The organism is Corynebacterium matruchotii (assembly GCF_011612265.2).
Lineage (GTDB): Bacteria > Actinomycetota > Actinomycetes > Mycobacteriales > Mycobacteriaceae > Corynebacterium > Corynebacterium matruchotii.
In genome coordinates this window covers 862,829-881,772 of record NZ_CP050134.2, presented here as the reverse complement: position 1 = coordinate 881,772, position 18,944 = coordinate 862,829, and the positions used below count along the sequence as shown (strand labels likewise).

The 18,944-nt window shown below is 61.4% G+C and carries 14 protein-coding genes and 1 pseudogene; 4 read left to right on the top strand and 11 right to left on the bottom strand.

The annotated features are described in order from the left end of the window. Positions 1-1,815, bottom strand: coding sequence for an ABC transporter ATP-binding protein (locus HBA49_RS04025; RefSeq protein WP_005526031.1), 1,815 nt, complete (start codon positions 1,813-1,815; stop codon positions 1-3). A 141-nt stretch (positions 1,816-1,956) separates the two neighbouring features. Next, positions 1,957-5,517, bottom strand: a complete 3,561-nt coding sequence (dnaE, locus tag HBA49_RS04020; protein WP_040431889.1) for a DNA polymerase III subunit alpha — start codon at positions 5,515-5,517, stop codon at positions 1,957-1,959. A 110-nt stretch (positions 5,518-5,627) separates the two neighbouring features. Between dnaE and rarD the strand changes: the two genes are divergently transcribed. Then, positions 5,628-6,506: an EamA family transporter RarD gene (rarD, locus tag HBA49_RS04015; protein ID WP_005526103.1), complete on the top strand. Its 879-nt coding sequence runs from the start codon at positions 5,628-5,630 to the stop codon at positions 6,504-6,506. On the opposite strand, the gene HBA49_RS04010 is transcribed toward rarD, so the two are convergent. Genes HBA49_RS04010 through lspA form a run of 4 tightly spaced genes read right to left on the bottom strand, consistent with a single transcriptional unit; the run spans position 6,503 to position 8,861 of the window. Beyond that, on the bottom strand, positions 6,503-6,748 hold the full coding sequence (locus tag HBA49_RS04010; protein WP_005521849.1) for a YgaP family membrane protein: 246 nt from the start codon (positions 6,746-6,748) through the stop codon (positions 6,503-6,505). The genes rarD and HBA49_RS04010 overlap by 4 nt on opposite strands. Before the next feature lie 13 nt (positions 6,749-6,761). Next, the gene (locus tag HBA49_RS04005; RefSeq protein WP_081455685.1) at positions 6,762-7,319 is read right to left on the bottom strand and encodes a hypothetical protein; all 558 of its coding nucleotides are present in this window, start codon (positions 7,317-7,319) and stop codon (positions 6,762-6,764) included. A 34-nt stretch (positions 7,320-7,353) separates the two neighbouring features. Then, positions 7,354-8,286: an RluA family pseudouridine synthase gene (locus tag HBA49_RS04000; RefSeq protein ID WP_005521847.1), complete on the bottom strand. Its 933-nt coding sequence runs from the start codon at positions 8,284-8,286 to the stop codon at positions 7,354-7,356. Further along, positions 8,283-8,861 carry a signal peptidase II gene (gene lspA / locus HBA49_RS03995; RefSeq protein WP_256588213.1) on the bottom strand — a complete coding sequence of 193 codons (579 nt, stop codon included), beginning with the start codon at positions 8,859-8,861 and terminating at the stop codon, positions 8,283-8,285. Before lspA ends, HBA49_RS04000 begins: the two co-directional genes overlap by 4 nt. Before the next feature lie 59 nt (positions 8,862-8,920). Between lspA and HBA49_RS03990 the strand changes: the two genes are divergently transcribed. Then, the gene (locus HBA49_RS03990; protein WP_040432056.1) at positions 8,921-9,874 is read left to right on the top strand and encodes a hypothetical protein; all 954 of its coding nucleotides are present in this window, start codon (positions 8,921-8,923) and stop codon (positions 9,872-9,874) included. 6 nt (positions 9,875-9,880) lie between these two features. On the opposite strand, the gene HBA49_RS03985 is transcribed toward HBA49_RS03990, so the two are convergent. Continuing rightward, positions 9,881-10,705 carry a peptidylprolyl isomerase gene (locus tag HBA49_RS03985; RefSeq protein ID WP_225866008.1) on the bottom strand — a complete coding sequence of 275 codons (825 nt, stop codon included), beginning with the start codon at positions 10,703-10,705 and terminating at the stop codon, positions 9,881-9,883. 258 nt (positions 10,706-10,963) lie between these two features. After that, positions 10,964-11,554: pseudogene (locus tag HBA49_RS03980) on the bottom strand (WKL family lipoprotein); the annotation flags it as partial. 140 nt (positions 11,555-11,694) lie between these two features. Here HBA49_RS03980 and HBA49_RS03975 point away from each other — a divergent pair. Continuing rightward, positions 11,695-12,645 carry an asparaginase gene (locus tag HBA49_RS03975; RefSeq protein WP_005526322.1) on the top strand — a complete coding sequence of 317 codons (951 nt, stop codon included), beginning with the start codon at positions 11,695-11,697 and terminating at the stop codon, positions 12,643-12,645. 18 nt (positions 12,646-12,663) lie between these two features. On the opposite strand, the gene HBA49_RS03970 is transcribed toward HBA49_RS03975, so the two are convergent. Then, entirely contained in the window at positions 12,664-13,188 is a 525-nt protein-coding gene (locus HBA49_RS03970; RefSeq protein WP_225866007.1) for a hypothetical protein, read from the bottom strand. Between the two features lie 16 nt (positions 13,189-13,204). Further along, complete coding sequence (locus HBA49_RS03965) at positions 13,205-14,599, bottom strand: DNA polymerase IV (RefSeq protein WP_005525891.1); 1,395 nt, start codon at positions 14,597-14,599, stop codon at positions 13,205-13,207. A gap of 55 nt (positions 14,600-14,654) precedes the next feature. On the opposite strand from HBA49_RS03965, the gene HBA49_RS03960 reads away from it, so the two are divergent. Next, on the top strand, positions 14,655-15,581 hold the full coding sequence (locus tag HBA49_RS03960) for an SGNH/GDSL hydrolase family protein (RefSeq protein WP_005525640.1): 927 nt from the start codon (positions 14,655-14,657) through the stop codon (positions 15,579-15,581). A 107-nt stretch (positions 15,582-15,688) separates the two neighbouring features. Here the strand turns inward: HBA49_RS03960 and ileS are convergent, their stop codons facing one another. Then, positions 15,689-18,790, bottom strand: a complete 3,102-nt coding sequence (ileS, locus tag HBA49_RS03955) for an isoleucine--tRNA ligase (RefSeq protein WP_050773718.1) — start codon at positions 18,788-18,790, stop codon at positions 15,689-15,691. Positions 18,791-18,944 lie beyond the last annotated feature (154 nt).

Below are 18,944 nucleotides of genomic sequence, written 5' to 3'. Positions count from 1 at the left end.
TCATGAGAGTTCCTCCGTGTTGTGCCCGCTGCTGATACGTGCGAGCCCGGTAAACAGTGGGTGGTCGATCACATCGTTGGGGGCGCCGCAGGCAACCAGGTTGCCGTGGTCTAGGACGGCGATTTGGTCCACCCCAAGGATGGATTCGGGCCGGTGGGCGATCACCAAAACGGTGCGGCCCCGAACCAGGGTGGTGAGGGCTTTCTGGATTTCGGCCTCGGATTCGGGGTCGGTGAAAGCGGTCGCCTCATCCAGGATGAGGACGGGGGCGTCCACAAGCAGGGCGCGGGCGATAGCGACGCGCTGCTGTTCGCCGCCGGACAGGTTAATCCCGCTGCCGAACATGGTGTCGAAACCGTCGGGGAGGGCGTCGATTCGGTCGGCGATGCAGGCGGCTACCGCGGCGGCCCGCACCTCCGCGTTGGTGGCGTCGGGGCGGCCCAGGGCAATATTGTCCCGGATCGACATGCGCAGCAGCTGCGGGTCCTGGAGCACAAACCCAATGTTTCGGTACAGCTGCCCGGTGGGAATGTTCCGCAGATCAACTCCCCCAAGCGTGATCGACCCGGAATCGGGGTCGTTGAAGCGGGCCAGCAGGGTGGCGAGGGTAGACTTTCCCGACCCGGAAGGCCCCACCAGGGCGGTCACGGTGCCTTCCGAAAGAGTGAGCGACACGTTCCGCAGCGCCTGGGTGTCGTCGTAAGCGAAGGACACCTTGTCGAACACCACCTGGGAACCGTGAATATCCTGCTCCGCCTCGGTTTTCTGCTCCAGGACGGGGGTTTTCAGGGTGGTTGTCACCCGCAGCGCCGCCGCCCCGGCAATCTGGTAGGCCCAGGTGGAATTGCCGAGCAGCTCAATGCCGTAGGGCAGTGCTAGGGCGATCAGGGTGGTGGAAAGCACGTCGGTGGCGGACACCCAACCAGCGTTCACCATGAGCGACCCACCGCCCACGTTGACCAGCAATAACACCGGCACGGAAATGGACACATTGGCCAGGGCAGAGCCCTTAATCATCGAGCCGGTCCAGTCGTTATAGAAGACGGCGAACTCGTCGGCCGCCTGCTGGTAGTTTCCGTGTGCCTGCCCCACCTTGCCGAAAGCCTTCACCACCGTGATGCCGGTGACCAGCTCCACCATGGTGGCGGACACGCGGGCAAGTTTGGCATCCATTTCCACGGTTTTCGGCCCCATATTGCTCATCATCCAGGCCATAAACAGGCCATAGAGCGGGAGTGTGGCAATGGACAGTAGTCCCAAGCGCCAATCCACGTAAAAGGCATAGATGAGGAGGGTGACCGGCATAATCATGGCCTGGGTCATTTCCACCGGCTGGTGCGCCACCATGGTGTGAATCTGGGCCACGTCGTCATGCAGCGCCTTACGGATCCGCCCGGAATTTGTGCTGGTAAACCACCCCAGTGGCGCGTTGCCCACCCGTTCGATAGTGCGGGCCCGCACATACGACACGAATCGAGCATCGGCGAAGTGGGTTACCCCCAGTGCGATGAAAAGCAGGAGGATCCGCAGACAGAACGTGCTAATCAGAATCTGCACGATCAGCATGGCCCGGTCGGCGTCGACGGGTTGCCCGGTGGCGTAGGCCGTGGCGAACAGGCCACCCAACTGGACCAAGGCAATGTAGGGGGCGATCGCCAGCACCCCGGACAGGCCGGCTAATATTCGGCCGATCATGAGGCTGCCTTGGACAGGTTTCAGCAGCTCCTTGAGCGCCTTCCTGCCTTCCTCCCGCTCATTGACGTAGTCGGGGGCCGCTTGGGTGGCCGCGGTTTCTGTGGTGAGCGAATCACTCATAAACGTTCTCCTTAGGATGAGATAACCTAATTATGAATCTCGTTCATAATTTAAAGCGGCGAATCCCAAAGGACAATAGAACGACCAATAGCCACCCCTATTCGGGGTGGCCATTCCCACATTTGGGCGTCGAAAAGCAAACTAGCCGAGGATTCCCGGCCCCATGGTCGCCTTTAAATCCCCCATCAGGCTCGCCGACCGATTCACCCGCAAATGCTCCCCCAAAATCATCATCTTCGACTCCGTGCCGCACACCACGTTCAGATACACGTCCGAATCCCCCTTATTAGCCACCAGCACCTGCTTCAACCGGGAAATATTGCCCATGGTGCACTGATCCGTCCGCAACGTCAACCGCAACGGCAACCCGGCGCCACCGCCCGGCCCCAACTCCGGCACCTTCATGTCGTCGCAGAACACCCCAAACCGGTCGTCCCGAATCGACACGTGCGCCTTGGCCACCACAATGTTGTCCTCCACAATCTGCGGACCCACCAGCGCATACACCTTATTGAACACCAACATTTCCACCTGCACCCCATGCTGGTCCTCGATGGTAACAATCGCCCACGGCGAGCCGTCCTTTTTGGACACGCGCCGATCCACCGCCGAAATAATGCCGCCGATTTGCACCTCCGCACCGTTTTTCAGCTCCTCCGACGCCACCACCGACAGGGAGGTGTCCACCTGCGCATCCAGGGCCTCTTCGAACCCGTCCAGCGGGTGGCCCGACACGTATAGCCCCAGCATGTCCCGCTCCAACGCCAGCTGGTGTTTCCGATCCCACGTGTCATCCGGCACCGAAATGCTGAACACGTTTTCGGTCACCTCGCTTTCGCCCCCCAGCGCCGAAAACAGGTCAAACTGGCCCTTGTCCATGGCTTTCTTCGGCCCGATCGCCGCATCCACCGCGTCTTCGAAAACCATCATGAGCCCCTTGCGGGAATACCCCATGGAGTCGAACGCGCCGGCCTTAATCAGGGATTCGGTCACCCGCTTATTGCAGGCCGTGAGGTCGATTTTTTCCAGGTAGTCGGTGAAGTCCTTATACAACCCCTTCGCTTTTCGCTCGCGCACAATTGACGCCACGACGTCTTCGCCCACGTTGCGCACCGCACCCAACCCAAATCGGATATCTTGGCCCACCGGCAGGAAGTTATACGCCGACTCGTTCACGTCCGGGGAGAGCACGGCGATGCCGAGGTGTCGGCAGTTCGCCAGGTAGATTGCCGACTTGTCCTTCTTGTCGGACACCGACGTGAGCAGGGCCGCCATGTATTCGGCGGTGTAGTTGGCCTTCAGGTAGGCCGTCCAGTACGATACCAGCCCGTAGCCGGCCGCGTGGGACTTATTGAACGCATAGGATGCGAACGGTTCGATCGTGCCCCACAGGGCGTCCACCGCGTCTTTGCTGTACCCGTTGCTGAACATGCCGGCCGAGAATTTTTCGTATTCGGCCGCCAGTACTTCGGGTTTTTTCTTGCCCATGGCTTTGCGGAACCCGTCGGCTTCACCGGCCGTGTAGTTGGCGACGCGCCGGGAGATTTCCATGATCTGCTCTTGGTAGACGATGAGGCCGTAGGTTTCGTCCAGGATGTCTTTGAGCGCTTCTTCCAGTTCGGGGTGGATGGGGGTGATGGGTTTGCGCCCGTTTTTCCGGTCCGCGTAGTCCAGGTGGGCGTTAACGCCCATGGGTCCGGGCCGGTAGAGGGCGAGGGCGGCCACGATGTCGTTGAATTCGGTGGGTTGCATGCGTTTGAGGAGTTCTTGCATGCCGCCGGAGTCCAGCTGGAACACGCCGAGGGTGTCGCCCCGGGCCAGGAGTTTGTACACGTTGGGGTCGGTGATGGCGAGGTTTTCCAGGTCGATGGTTTCGTCCCGGTTGATTTTGATGTTTTCCAGGGCGTCGCCGATGACGGTGAGGTTTCGCAGGCCCAGGAAGTCCATTTTGAGCAGGCCGATGGCTTCGCAGGCTGGGTAGGGCCAGCCGGTGATGAGTGCTCCGTCGGCGGCGCGTTTCCACATGGGGATGCAGTCGAGGAGCGGCACGGAGGCCATGATGACGGCGCAAGCGTGCACGCCGGCTTGGCGGACCACGCCTTCCAGCCCGCGGGCGGTGTCGTAGATTTGCCGCACATCGGGGTCGGTTTCGATGAGTTGCCGCACTTCGCCGGCTTCGGTATAGCGGTCGTGTTCGGGGTCCATGATGCCGGCCAGGGAGATGTCTTTGGCCATGATGGGGGGCGGCAGCACTTTGGTGATGCGGTCGGCGATTTGGTAGCCGGGTTGGCCGTAGAGGGCCCGGGCGGAGTCTTTGATTGCTTGTTTGGTTTTCACCGTGCCGAAGGTAATCACCTGGGCGATTTTGTCTTCGCCCCAGCGTTCCGAGGCGTAGCGGATCATTTCGCCGCGGCGCCGGTCGTCGAAGTCGATATCGATGTCGGGGGCGGAGGGGCGTTCCGGGTTGAGGAACCGTTCGAAGAGGAGCCCGTGGTGGATGGGGTCGATGTTGGTGATGGTGAGGGCGTAGGCGACGAGGGAGCCGGCCGCCGAGCCACGGCCTGGGCCTACCCGAATGCCGATGGAGCGGGCGTGCTTGATGAGTTCGGCCACGATGAGGAAGTAGGAGGGGTAGCCTTTCATGTCGATGACGCCGATTTCGTATTCGGCCCGTTCGATGTAGTTGGCGGGCACTTCCGCCCCGTCGAAGCGGTCGCGCAGCCCGTCGAGGACTTGGTGGCGGAGCCAGGTGGTGGGGGTGTGGCCTTCGGGCACGTCGGCGATGGGCATGCGGTCGTAGGGGTGGGCTTCCCAAATGCTGGAGTAGTCTTGGACGCGCTCGGCAATCCAGAGGGTGTTGTCGCAGGCGTCGGGGACCAGGTCGTCCCAGAGTTCGCGCATTTGTTCGGCGCTTTTGACGAAGTAGCCGGTGCCGTCGAATTTGAACCGGTCGGGGTCGCTCATGGTTTTGCCGGTTTGGACGCAGAGCATCACTTCGTGGGCGTGGGCTTGGGATTCCAGCACGTAGTGGCAGTCGTTGGTGACCAGGGGTGGCAGGTCGAGTTTCCGGCCGATTTCTAGCAGTTCGCTGCGGACCCGGTTTTCGATGTTGAGGCCGTGGTCCATGAGTTCGAGGAAGAAATTGTCCCGGCCGTAAATGTCTTGCCACATGGCGGCGGTTTCGAGGGCTTTGTCGAATTGGCCGAGTCGGAGTCGGGTTTGGATGTCCCCGGAGGGGCAGCCGGTGGTGCCGATGATGCCGGTGGCGTGTTCGGCGATGAGTTCGGCGTCCATGCGGGGCCATTTGCCGAGTTGGCCTTCGTAGCTGGCCATGGAGGAAAGGTAGAACAGGTTGTGGAGGCCTTCGGCGGTTTCGGCGATCATGGTTTGGTGCAGGTAGGCGCCGGAGGCGGACACGTCGTCGGATTTTTGCGATTCGTCGCCCCAGCGTTGCCGCTTCATGTCGAATCGGGAGCCGGGCGCCAGGTAGGCTTCGATACCGATGATGGGTTTAATTCCGGCTTTGGTCATGGCGCGGTAGAACGAGTCGGATCCGAACATATTGCCGTGGTCGGTCATGCCCACGGCGGACATGCCTAGCCGGGTTGCTTCTTCAGCCAACATGTCGATCTTCGCCATGCCGTCCAGCATGGAGTATTCCGTGTGATTATGCAGGTGTACGAACGAAGATTTTTTGGCCATGCTTGCCATCATAACGAGGCTGGGGCGGGCAAGACCATTCCCACGGCGCATGCTTTTCGACGCCCGCCCGGGTAGCGGGCCGCATACGGTAAAGGTATAGAATATCCCCCATGCCTTTTGCCATTGCTGCTTACGTGCTATGGGGGATATTTCCAGCGTTTTTCCCACTACTCACCCCGGCCGCCCCTCTGGAGATTATTGGGCATCGTATCGTGTGGACCGCGGTGGTGATGTCGATCATTATGAGCTGTACCAAGACCGGGTGGTTGGAGCTGCGGCGGGCGTCGGTGCGCACCTGGGGGTGGTTGGGTTTGGCGTCGGTGCTGGTTGCCACGAACTGGTTGGTGTATGTGATTGCCGTGAATTCGAATCATGTGGCGGATGCCGCCCTGGGCTATTACATTAATCCCCTGGTGAATGTGCTGCTTGGGCTGGTGTTTTTGTCGGAGCGACTCCGACCTTTACAGAAAACTAGTATCACGGTGGCAGCGACTGCTGTGGTGATGTTGACGATTATTGCGGGTCAGCCGCCGGTGCAGGCCCTCATGTTGGCGTTTTCGTTTGGGTTTTATGGCCTGGTGAAAAAGCGGGTGGACATGTCGGCCATGGCATCGTTGACGGCGGAAACCCTGATTTTGGCCCCGGTTGCGGCCGGCTATCTGCTGGTGTTGGAGGCGCGCGGCACCGGCACGTTCGGGCACGTCAGCGTGGGGCATAGCCTGCTGCTCATGACGGCGGGCCTGGTCACCGCCGTGCCACTGTTGTTGTTTGGGATCGCGGCGCGGCGGATCCAATTATCCACCATTGGCATGCTGCAATATTTAACCCCCACGATGCAAATGCTGTGGGCGGTGTTTGTCACCCGGGAGGAGATCGCGCCACTGCGTTGGGTTGCGTTTGGGATTATTTGGGTGGCAGTGGCCCTCTATTTCCTCGATATCCTGCGGTTTCGCAGCACCAATGGGCGTCGAAAAGCGTCGACCGGCTAGAAGTTAGTCGGGCACTGGTCGCCGCCAAGGAGGCACTTGGCGGGGCAGAAACCCACGGCGCCGGAGACACCCAAAACGGTGCCCAGCAGCCGGAAGATAATCTTCAGCGGGGACTTGGAGACGATAAACGAAAGAATCCACAGCACTACGGCTGCGGCGACACGGGTAAGACGATTGGAATCACTGAGGTTTTTCTTCATACCTAACGACAATAGCCAAAGCCGGCGCAAAATATCGGCCATACCCCCATCATTTTTATGACACGTTGACTGGCCGCACCGCGAAGCTGCCCCACGTGGCATCCGGCGGCAATACCTCAATCGCTAACACTTTCGAATTTTTCGCTAGGACGTGCAGCTTTTCGACGCTGTCATGCACCACCAGCCCGCGCACATCCAATGGATTCATCTGCTTCAAAGTGATGTGATGGACCAAACTATCACCGCGATTTACCCCCTTCACCGGTTCGGGAATCCCCACCACGGGTGCGAAACCCACTTCGAACGCATTGACCCTTGCGATATTCTGCACCACCGCGCCCGCAGCCTGCGCCGTCAATGGCTGTCGAAACGTGACCAACGCATACACCTCATCGCCCGGCGCCGCGGCGGAAAAACCGTGTTGTGCCCGCTGCACATAATCCGTCAGGGTTTCGTCATTATCCCGCCCCAACTCGTCCCCCACCAGCCTGGGCGGTGGCGTATGGTGCTGCCCGGCAGTGGCGGTGATCAACACGACCAGCGCCGCCACGCTCATAGCCGCGATGATAAACCGCCACCGGTCGATCACATCCAAGTCACGAAAAAACCACACAGACAAAATTGTAAGACAGTTTCCCTGCCGGTTCTTATTGCTCGGCGCGCAGCACTTCCAGGGCATGCCGCAGGTCTGGCGGGTATGGTGATTCGATCTCTAGCCACCGGCCGTCCGCCGGGTGGTAAAACCCCAGCTTCACCGCGTGCAGCCATTGCCGGTTGAGGCCCAGCCGGGCGGATAGTTGCGGGTCCGCGCCATACATGGGATCTCCGCAGCACGGATGGTGCAGCGCCGACATGTGCACCCGAATCTGATGCGTGCGGCCGGTTTCTAAATGCACCTCTAGCAGGGATGCGGCAACAAACGCCTCCAGGGTTTCGTAATGCGTCACCGCATGCTTGCCGTCGCTGGTCACGGCAAACTTCCAGCCGGAAGACGGGTGCCGGCCGATATTTGCCTCGATTGTGCCGGCCAGCGGATCCATGTGCCCCTGCACCAGCGCATGGTAAGTTTTCGACACTGTGCGTTCCTTAAACGCCCGCTTGAGCACGGAATAGCCGCGTTCGGAGGCGGCCACCACCATCACGCCTGATGTGCCCACGTCGAGCCGCTGCACGATACCGTTGCGCTCTGGGGGGCCGGATGTGGAGATGCGGTAGCCGGCCGCGGCCAGCCCGCCCACCACGGTGGGACCGTCCCAGCCCACGGTGGGGTGCGCCGCAACCCCGACGGGTTTGTCCACCGCGATGAGATCCTCGTCGGCGTAGAGGATTTCCAGCCCATCCACCAGTTCTTCCGTGGGCACCAGGGGTTTCTGCGGTTCGGGCAGCAGCACCTCCAGCCAGGCCCCGTCAGTGATTTTGTCGGATTTGGTGGCGGGTTTGCCATCAATGAGCACGTCACCCTTGGTGGCCAGGTCGGCGGAAACGGTGCGCGAAAGCCCAAACAGTTTCGATAATGCCACGTCAACGCGCATGTCGGCGAGTCCCTCCGGGACCGGCAGCGACCGAGTTTCCCGACTCATCGCTGCTGCTCCTCCACCGGCGTGGCCGGCTGCGCACCCTGGCTGCTATTGGCGGCGTCGTCGAGGGATTTTTCAGGGGGTGTTTTTTGGCCTTGTCCCCGGCCTTCCAGCAGCGTGGCGATGAGGAATACCGCAACCCCGCAGGTGATGGCGGAATCGGCGATGTTGAACACGGCGAAATCCCCCACGGAAATGAAATCCACCACATGACCTAGGAAGAATTGGGGGGCACGAAACAGTCGATCGCCCAGGTTGCCTAGGGCCCCGCCGCCGATCAGCGCCAACCCCAGGGCGATCCACCGGTCCCGCACTTTCGGCGAGTACCACAGCACGCCAATGAGAAACGCCAGTTGGAAGCAGGTAAACAGCCAGGTTGATCCCTGCCCCATGCTGAAGGCGGCACCCGGGTTGAAGAGGAGACGGAAGCGAAACCAGTCGCCGATAATGTAAATAATCTTATTATCGGCAAGCATGTTCACCATGAGCGTCTTCGTTACTTGGTCAATAACGCCAACAATGACGATGATGGTCACCATAAAAGCGACAAATCTGGTTCCCCTATCCGTTGCAATCACATGGTCTATCTTTTCAAACAACCGCCTCGATGCGCCACCTGGCCATACCTACCAGTACAATGTGCTCCGTGATTGCCTCCCCCACCACCCGTCTCTTGCTCGCCACCGTGGCCTGCCTGTCGCTGCTTCTCGCCGCCTGCGGTTCGACAACGAATGACCCTGCTGTGCCCGTCGATAAGCCGGTCGGGGTGCAGATCGAAGCCCCCCGCGTCACGCTTGTCGACGCTGGTAGCGCGCCACACACCACGCTGCGCTACCGCGATATTGACACCGGCGACCACAAGGTGAACGTCACCATCACCGACGCCTTCACCCCCACGGTCGGCACCGCCGCCGACACCAATGACACCCCGGCACTCGAACCCCAATCCCCCACCACGTTCACCTCCGCCCTCGTCACCCGCACCCGCAAGGCCGAAAACAGCGAAACCTCCTCCCGCAGTGTCACCGCCGAATTGGACCACCCGAAACTGACCGGTGATGGGGCCAAGGATGACCTGGCGTCCGCCCACGGTTTCGCCTTCGGCTGGTTCGGTAACGATGCCGGCACCATATCCTCCGTGAACTTCACCGCCCCCACAGCGGCAAACGACCAAACCCGGGCCCTCACCGAACAATTCCTCACCGCCATGGTGGGGCTGCCGATCGTGTTCCCCACCGAGCCGGTGGGCGTGGGCGGGTCCTGGACGGTAGAGTCCCGCATCACCGGCCAAACCCCCCTGCTGCAAACCATCACCTACACGGTGACCGGCATGGCAGGCGACAAGGTTGACCTGAAAACATCCGTCGAACAACGGCCCACGCTGGGGTCCCTGGACATGGACGACGGGGCGAAACTTGCGGTACTCAGCAGCAAAACCGTCAGCGAGGGCTCCCTCACCATGGACCTGACCCGGCCGCTCCCCACGGCAGGGTCGGTGGCACTCACCACCCGCATCGTCTACGGCACGGAGGATAGCGAGCACCGGGTCATCCAGGACACCTCCACTAAGGTGGCGTTCGATGCCCAATAGCTTCCGTTATTCGGACACGACGGCCTTATCGATGCGCACCTCCGTCGACGGCTGGCCGTCGGGCACGCCCCCTTTCGTGCCCTTCTTGGCGATCGCCTGCACCGTCTTCATCCCCGCCTCGGAAACGCTGCCGAAAATGGTGTAGTAGGCCGGCAGCGGCGAATCCGCATAGGTGACGAAAAACTGGGAACCATTCGTGTTCTGCCCGGCATTCGCCATCGCTACCACCCCGGGCTTGTACAGGTTCGACTGGTCCGTACCCACCGGGTATTCGTCTTTGAATACGAACCCTGGGCCGCCTTCTCCCGTCCCATCCGGGTCGCCGCATTGCAGCACGTAAATTTCTTCCGTGGTGATCCGGTGGCACACGGTTTTATTGTAGAATCCCTGCTTGGCCAGGGACGCGATGGTGGAGGCGGCGCAGGGGGTTTTTGACGCCGTGAGCTTCATGGGAATGTCCCCGGCAGTGGTTTTGAGCGTGAGCGTCACATCCTTGGTGAGGAATTGTTCTGGCACCATGGCGGTCTCCCCCGAATCCTTCGCCGCGGAATCGGCCTGGGAGGACTTTGCTGCTGTCTTACTCCCGGAGGCTTTCGGCTGCTCGCTCGCGCCGCCCTCGGCCTTCCCCTCTTCCTTCTTGGCCTGCTCCTTCTCGGACGAGATCGGCTTCACCTGGCATTTTTCCACAAATTCGGGGATTTCCTGCGCCATGGTTGTCGTGGCCGCGGTCGAGGCGGCACCCTCCGTGGACGATTGGGTGCTACACGCCGACACCCCCACCACAAGTGGTATCGCAAGTGCACAAAACAAACCAGTGGCAAAACGTTTCATGGGCACAAGTGTACCCATTTACGATTCGCCACCCGAAAGCCATCACTAGTGAGTTTGGCCCTCCTGCGGCATCAGGAGCCCCTCATTGTTGTTGTTATTATTCCCAACCAGCGCCTGGTCCGGGGCCGGATTCTGAACGTTATTCGCCGGGGCCTCGGGAGCTGCGGGCGCTGCCGGGGCGGGGGCGTTATTATTCGCGGCGGGTGCCGCTGGGGCTGCGGGCGCTGCCGGAGCCGGCGCATTATTATTGTTCCCACCAGCCGGAGCTGCCGGGGCCGGAGCATTACTCTCAGCCGGTGCCGGGGCGGCCGGTGCTGGGGCCGGTGCTGCCGACCCCTTATCCTTCGAACACATCGGCGGAGCCTGATCTGGCACCGTGTACTCAATCAACGTACACGCCCATGACTGGGCCAGCTTCCACTTTCCATTCTCATACACAAACTCCACATTGTCGGCCGCCTGCGGCTCCTTATCCGGCAACACCAAATTCACCTTAGCCAAAACCGAATTAGGACTATAGCCAGGCAAAATCGGGTTCACAACCTGGAATTGTGCGTGCGACTCATCCCGCAGCTTCGTCATCACCGGAAACAGGTCTGACGCCGACTCCCCATTCTGCACCGTCTGGGTTCGCTGCTCGATCGGCGCATTGGGATCGGCAGCAAGATTTAAGACTGCGTTAAGGTCCTCCGGGGTCGGCATTGCGATTTTTGCCGCCTGAGACCCCGCCTGGCTCGTGGCGGAAGCCGACTTGCCAGTAGATGCATCATCACCGCTGGAGCATGCGGTAAGGGCGCAACTCATCGCCACAGCCATGACCGAAACCGCAGACAGCCGAGAGAACTTCACAGAAAACTCCTTCGAAAAGTGCATCATCTTAAATACACCTAAAATGGTAACCCGCCAATCGCGGTTTCGGGAAAACCATCACCACCATAACCCCAGTCAGAAACTCCCAGAAAACCCGAAAATATGGCACAGTTTAAGCCATGACTGACCAAAACCACCCGAATAAAGCTCAGCCCAAAGTAATCATCATCACCACTGGCGGCACGATCTCCTGCACCACCGACCCCACCGGGGCGCTGGTGCCCACCGTGGCAGGCACCACCCTCGTGCAACCCGTCGCCGACCGATTTGCCGGAAACCTCACCATCGAGGTGCGGGAACTCACCCGCCTGGATTCCTCCTCCCTCACCTTCGCCGACCTGGACACCATCATTGCCGCCTGCCACGACGCCTTGACCGACCCCACCGTCGTGGGGGTCGTCGTCACGCACGGCACCGACTCCATGGAAGAAACCGCCGTCGCGCTCGACACCTTCCACACCGACCCCCGCCCCATCGTGCTCACCGGCTCCCAAAAACCCTACGACCATCCCGAATCCGATGGGTTCGCTAATCTATTCGAAGCCGTCATGATTGCCTCAGACACGTCCGCCCGCGACATTGGGGTGCTCGTCGTCTTCGGGCATGCGGTGCTCCCCGCCCGCGGCGTGTGCAAATGGCACACCAGCGACGAGCTTGCCTTCGCCACCAACGCCCCCGAGGAACCCACCCGGGCCGACCCCATCCCCCTGGTGCCCCTCAAAGACACGCAGGTCGCCATCATTTCCGCCTATCCCGGCGCGCCGGGCACATTGGTGGAGGCGGCGATAGCTGCCGGGGTTCAGGGCCTGGTGGTGGAGGCCATGGGTTCGGGAAACGTGGGTGTGGAGATGGGTCGCACCCTGGGGGCAGCATTGGATCGGGGGATTCCGGTGGTGATCACGACTCGGGTGCCGCGGGGTGAGGTGTCCGGTAAATATGGTGGCGCCGGTGGGGGCGCCACGTTGGCAGCAAAGGGGGCGGTGGGGTCGACGTATTTTCGGGCCGGTCAGGCCCGGGTGTTGTTGGCGGCCGCGATTGCGAGTGGGGTAAGCCCGTTCACGCTGTTCTAGCTGCGGGGGTTCTGGCGGCTAGTCAAGGATTCTTACGGTGACGTCGGTGCGGAAATCGTCGGCGTTATCGGCCTGCTCCAGGTTGTACACGTCTATGGTTTTCATGTCGAAGGCCCCGCGGAGAACGCTGCAATTGCTCAGGGCGTGGGCGCCGTAGCAGGCGATTTGCCACCGGGGGCCGATGAGGACCGCGGCCGCAACATTGCGTTCTTCGGCTTGAGCGCGGGCGGTCATGGTGATGGTGCCGGCCCGGGGTTGGGTGGTTGCGGGGTCCAGGTCAGCCGGGTCGATGGTGAAGAGGTAGGTTTGTTGGTCGCCTTCGGCGCAGCTGCCAATGCCTTCGGTATCGGTGTAGGCGGCGCAGCCACCGGTTAAGGTGCGGATGGTGTCTTTTATGTCGGTGATGGTGTGCCAGTCACGGGGGCGAAGATAGCCGAGTTCGGTGGGAGCGGTGGTCTCGCTGCCGCATGCTGTGAGCAGCGCGAGGGCTGTGAGGGCGGTCAGCATGGTGGTGATATGGCGCGTGGTGGAATGCGGTTTCATAGTGTATTTTTCTTTGTCATTGGTGTTCTGCCAGCCAATCATCCCAGTCGAGGCTGGTGAGGGGGTCGGCCGGTTGGAGGTCGGGGTTGGTGGTGGCAAAGGTGCAGGTGTGGCCGCGGGGCGTGGTGCGGGTTTCAAATCGGACGGTGAGTTTGCCGTGGCCGATGCCCTGAATCCAGCCGTGGCCGTGATCGGGGTGGGTGACGTCTTGGGTGGGGTACCAGCCGTCGGTGGTAATGAGATTGGCGGCAGGGTTTGTGGCGTCTTCGTCGGGCGGGTTATTGCCCCGCACCCCGGCCTCCCAGTCAACGCTGTGGGTAGGAGCGGTGGTGGGTGTGGCGGGGTGCAGGTCGGGGAACAGCATTTCTTGGCTGGGGTGGTCAAGGTTGCTGAAGGAGACACCGACGAGTCGGATAGGTCCGACCTCGTGGGGGTAGCGGACGAGGAGGTTGGTGGCGTTTCGGAGGATGGCAGGGTCATCTATGGCGTAGGGGAAGGATTGGGCGCGGGTGAGGGTGTGAAAGTCGGCGAGCTTGAGTTTGACGTTCACGGTACGGGCGCCGCGACCATCGGTGCGGAGCCGGCGGAGGGCGGCTTCGAACGCCCGGTCGATGGCGGCGTCCACTTCGGGTCGGGTGGTGAGGTCGTGGGGGTAGGTATATTCGGCACCAACGGATTTCGCCTCGGCGCGGGGTTCAACGGGGGCGGTGTCGATGCCGCGGGCGCGGTGCCAGAGGCCAAGGCCCACGGTTTTTCCGAGGCTGGCCTCGACTTCGGTTTGGGGCAGGTTGGCGAGGTCGGCGATGGTTTTGACGCCCATGCGCTGGAGTTTGATTTCGGAGACCGGGCCGACTCCCCAGAGTTTACGCACCGGCAGGGGGCCGAGGATGTCGGCTTCCTGATCTTTGGGGATGATATAAAGCCCGTTGGGTTTGGCCATGCTGGAGGCGATTTTGGCGCTTTGTTTGCCGGGGCCCGCACCAATGGAAGACGGCAAGCCGGTCTCCTGGCGAATTTGTGTTCGAAGATTATTGGCCCAGGTTGCTACGTCGTCAGGCGTAGCCCCGCGCAGGCCTATGGGTTCGAGGAAAGCTTCGTCGACGCTGATTTGTTCGATAGTGCCAACGTTGCGGGCCACCAGGTCGAAGACACGTCGTGAAGCTACCCGGTAGAGGCCGATGCGGGGCTGGACAGTAATGGCCGAAAACCCCACGAGCGCCCGGGCTTGGTGCATGGGCATGGCGGAATGGGCGCCAAAGCGGCGGGCCTCGTAGGAGGCGCCGGCGACCACACCGCGACCGGAGGTGCCGCCGACGAGCACGGGGCGGCCGCGGAGTGTGGGGCGGGTGAGTTGTTCCACCGACGCGAAGAACGCATCCATGTCGATGTGGAGAACCCAACGTTGATACATATCCCATAGCCTAACCGAGACGTCGTGAGATATTGTTAACCGCATGAGGAGAATCTTGAAGAAAAGCCGCAGTTTAGCGGCAAAAATAGTCGCATTGCTTACCGTGACGACGGCCGCTGTTATGGTGCCCACACCGGCGGTGGCGCAGAGCAAACTGCGGGAGACCGTGAGCAATCCAGGAGCGTACGATCCAGTGCCAAATGGCGGGTCGGAGTATGTGGCGTTCGGGGACTCGTTTGCGGCGAATCCCACCTATTGGGACCAGGTAGAGCCGCGGGAGGATAATGCGCTGTGCCGGTGGAGCAAGAATTCGTATCCGGTGCAGTTGAAGCCGAATTTTTCGTCGACGTTCATTGCCACCTGCGCTGGTTCGGTGATTGAGAAGGATGCCGGCCCAGAACAGAAGTCGAATTTGATTGATCGGGTGCGGTATGCGGAGCGCGCCGGGGCGTTGGGCCCGGGCACGAAGATTGTGACGATCACTGCAGGTGCGAACGAAGCCTGGGATGGGATCATTCGGGACTATGGGGTGTTGCAATCGTGGCGGCGGATTACGCCGGCGGAGTATGGGCGGCGGATTGGGCCGTCGGTGCGCCGGATTCATGAGTTGGCACCGAATGCGCGGGTGCTATTGGTGGGGTACCCGCATGTGGTGGATTCGGATCGGCGGTTGTGTGCGATTAATATGCCGAAAGAGCGGATAGGCGTTCCGGTTCGGGTTGTGGTGCCGGATCGGGTGATGGTTGATTACCTGGGGACGATAAACGAGTCGATGCGCGAGTTGGGTGCGGAGTTGCACACCGAGTTTGTGGATATCGCCGCGGGTTTTGAGGGGCATGGTTCGTGTCAGCCACTGGAGCAGCGGTGGGTGAAGAACATCATTGATGACCAGGCGCAGGATCAGATCATGGCGTGGCATTTGACCGAACGCGGGGTGGCGGCGCAGGCCAGCATGATTATGGAGCGGGTGCATCGCCGCTAGGCTTGTCGACGCCCAAAGGGGGGAAATGACCAATGGCCTCAACCGGGGTGTGGTTGAGGCCATTGGCCTGCAATTCAAGTAGAAAGGCGGTTTAAATTATACCACTCTTAGTTCTTGGTGATTGCCGCGGTCACGTCGGATACAATGCTCAAACCGTCGGGGATGTCGCCCACGATGATGTCGAGGCTGGTGGCCAGGACTTCCCCGGCGATGGTGTCGGCGTGGCGGAGCGCCCACTGTTCTTTTTCAGCCGGCACACCCAGGGTGACGGTGATGCGGTCGGATACCTCCAGGTCCATGAGTTTACGGGCGTCTTGCAGCCCACGGATCACGTCGGCGGCCCACCCTTCGGCCTCTAGCTCCTCGGTGACGTGGGTGTCGAGCAGCACCAGGCCGTCCACGCCGTCGATTTGGGCGGTAGCGGTCGGGTCGGCGGCGACGAGGCGTTCCGTGAATTCATCAGGCTGGAGCTCTACCCCATCGGCGATGACGGTGCCGTGGTCGGTGCGCTCATAGTTGCCGGCCTTGACCGCCTTGATGGCTTTCTGCACGTCTTTGCCCAGTCGGGGGCCGGCAATCTTGGCGTTGACGACGACTTCGAAGGTGCCGATGCTGTCCACGTCGTCGGTGAGGCTGAGTTCTTTCACATTGACTTCGCTGCGGATGATGTCGGCAAAGGTGGCCAATTGTTGGGAGTTGGCCATGGCGACGGTGAGTTTGGGCAGCGGGAGCCGGTTGCGCAGCTTGTGGGCTTTCCGGATCGAATTGGTGGCCGAGCACACGCCCCGCATGGAGTCCATGGCGGTCACCAGGTCGTTGTCGGCCGGGAAGTCGTCGGCCGCCGGGAAGTCTGCCAGGTGCACGGAGCGTTCGCCGGTGAGGCCTCGCCAGATGACTTCGGACAGCATTGGTAGCAGGGGCGCGGTCACCCGGGTGAGGGCCTCTAGCACCGTGTAGAGGGTGTTGAAGGCCTCGGGGTGGGCTTCGTCGCCTTCCCAGAAGCGTTGGCGGGAGCGGCGCACATACCAGTTGGTGAGCACGTCGCAGAACCACCGCACTTCGTCGCAGGCCCTGGCGATGTCGGTGTCGTCGAGGGCGTCGGTGACGCCCGCCACCAGGTTGTGCAGTTTAGCCAGGATGTACCGGTCAAGGATGTCGGTGGAGTCGGTGGCAATGCGAGCCGGGGTGGCGGAGTACAGTTTGAGGAAGCTGTAGGCGTTCCACATGGGCAGCAGGGCCTGCCGCACGCCTTCCCTGATACCCTGCTCGGTGACGATGAGGTTGCCGCCGCGCAGGATGGGGCTGGACATGAGGAACCAGCGCATGGCGTCGGATCCGTCCCGGTCAAACACCTCGTTGACGTTGGGGTAGTTTCCCTTGGACTTGCTCATTTTGAGCCCGTCGTCGCCAAGCACGATGCCGTGGGCCACAACCTTTTTGAACGCCGGGCGGTCGAACAGGGCGGTGGCGAGCACGTGCAGGGTATAGAACCAGCCACGGGATTGGCCGGAGTATTCCACGATGAAATCCGCCGGGGAGTGGTCGTCGAACCATTCTTTGTTTTCGAACGGGTAGTGTTTTTGGGCGAACGGCATGGAGCCGGATTCGAACCAGCAGTCGAGGACTTCCGGCACCCGCCGCATGGTGGATTTCCCGGTGGGATCGTCGGGGTTGGGCCGGGTGAGTTCGTCGATGTATGGCCGGTGCAGGGATGCGGGGCGCACCCCGAAATCACGTTCGAGCTCGTCCAGGGAGCCGTACACGTCGACCCGCGGGTATTCCTCGGAGTCGGACACCCACACGGGGATGGGCGAGCCCCAGTAGCGGTTGCGGGAGATGTTCCAGTCGCGGGCGCCTTCGAGCCATTTGCCGAATTGGCCGTCCCGGATGTGTTCGGGCATCCATTCGATCAGGTCGTGGTTGAGTTCGACCATGCGGTCCCGGAATTTGGTGACCGCCACGAACCAGGAGGGCAGCGCCATGTAGATGAGTGGCTGCCCGGACCGCCACGAGTGCGGGTAGGAGTGTTCGATGGTTTGGTGGCGGAGGATTCGGCCGGCCGCCTTGAGGTCCCGGATGATGTCTTTGTTGGCGTCGAACACCAGCATGCCCTCGTAGGGGGGCACGAGGGAGGTGAATTTGCCGTCCATGTCCACCGGAATGACCACGCCGATGCCGGCCTGCTGGCAGGTGAGCATGTCGTCTTCACCGAATGCGGGGGCTTGGTGGACCACGCCGGTGCCGTCCTCGGTGGTCACATAGTCGGCGACGAGGATGCGGAACGCCTTCGGCTCATCCAGGAAGAAGTCGTAGGGGGGTTGGTATCCCAGCCCCGCCAACTCCTGGCCGGCGTATGTGTGTTCGATTTCATAGTCGCCGAGTTCTTTGGCGTATCCGGCAACCAGGTTGTCGGCCAGCAGGTAGCGTTCCCCGTCGGCGGCCCGCACCACGGCATAGGTGACGTCCGGATTGACGGCGATGGCCAGGTTGGAGGGCAGGGTCCACGGCGTGGTCGTCCAGATGAGAGCATTGACGCCGGCGAGCGCGGCCCCGAGCGGATGGCCTGGGGTGTCCACCAGCGGCATGGTGACGGTGACCGCGGGATCTTGCCGCATTTTGTAGGAGTCGTCCAGGCGGGTTTCCTGATTGGAGAGGGGTGTGTGTTCGGCCCAGGAATAGGGCAGCACCCGGAAGCCCTGGTAGATCAGGCCGTTATCGTAGAGGGTTTTGAACGCCCACATGACGGATTCCATGAAATCCAGGTCCATGGTTTTGTAGCCGTTATCGAAATCGACCCACCGGGCCTGCCGGGTGACGTAGGCTTTCCATTCCTCCGTGTATTGCAGCACGCTTTGGGCGCAGTACTCGTTGAATTTTTCCAGGCCCATGGCCTCGATTTGGCCTTTGTCTTTGATACCCAGCTGTTTTTCGGCCTCCAGTTCGGCGGGCAGGCCGTGGCAGTCCCAACCGAATACGCGCGCCACCTTGTAGCCGCGCATGGTTTTGTACCTGGGGATGATGTCTTTGACGTAGCCGGTCAGCAGGTGCCCATAGTGCGGTAGCCCGTTGGCAAACGGCGGCCCATCATAGAACACATATTCGGGGCTGGTTTCCCGGTTGTCGCAGGAGGCTTGGAAGGTTTGATCAAGGTCCCAGTAGCGCAGGACCTGTTGTTCCATGTCGGAAAAGCGCTGGGAACCCCCGGTCATGTCCACACGAGGGTATACATTGCCGACTTTGGTCACGGTATGGTCTCCTTCAAAGAGTCAGTGGGAATCCAGGGACGCTTGCACGCGGTACCACCCTGGTTGGGCCGCATGGGCCCCGCTTCGTTTGAAGGAGATGTCGGTCTTACCCGTCTGG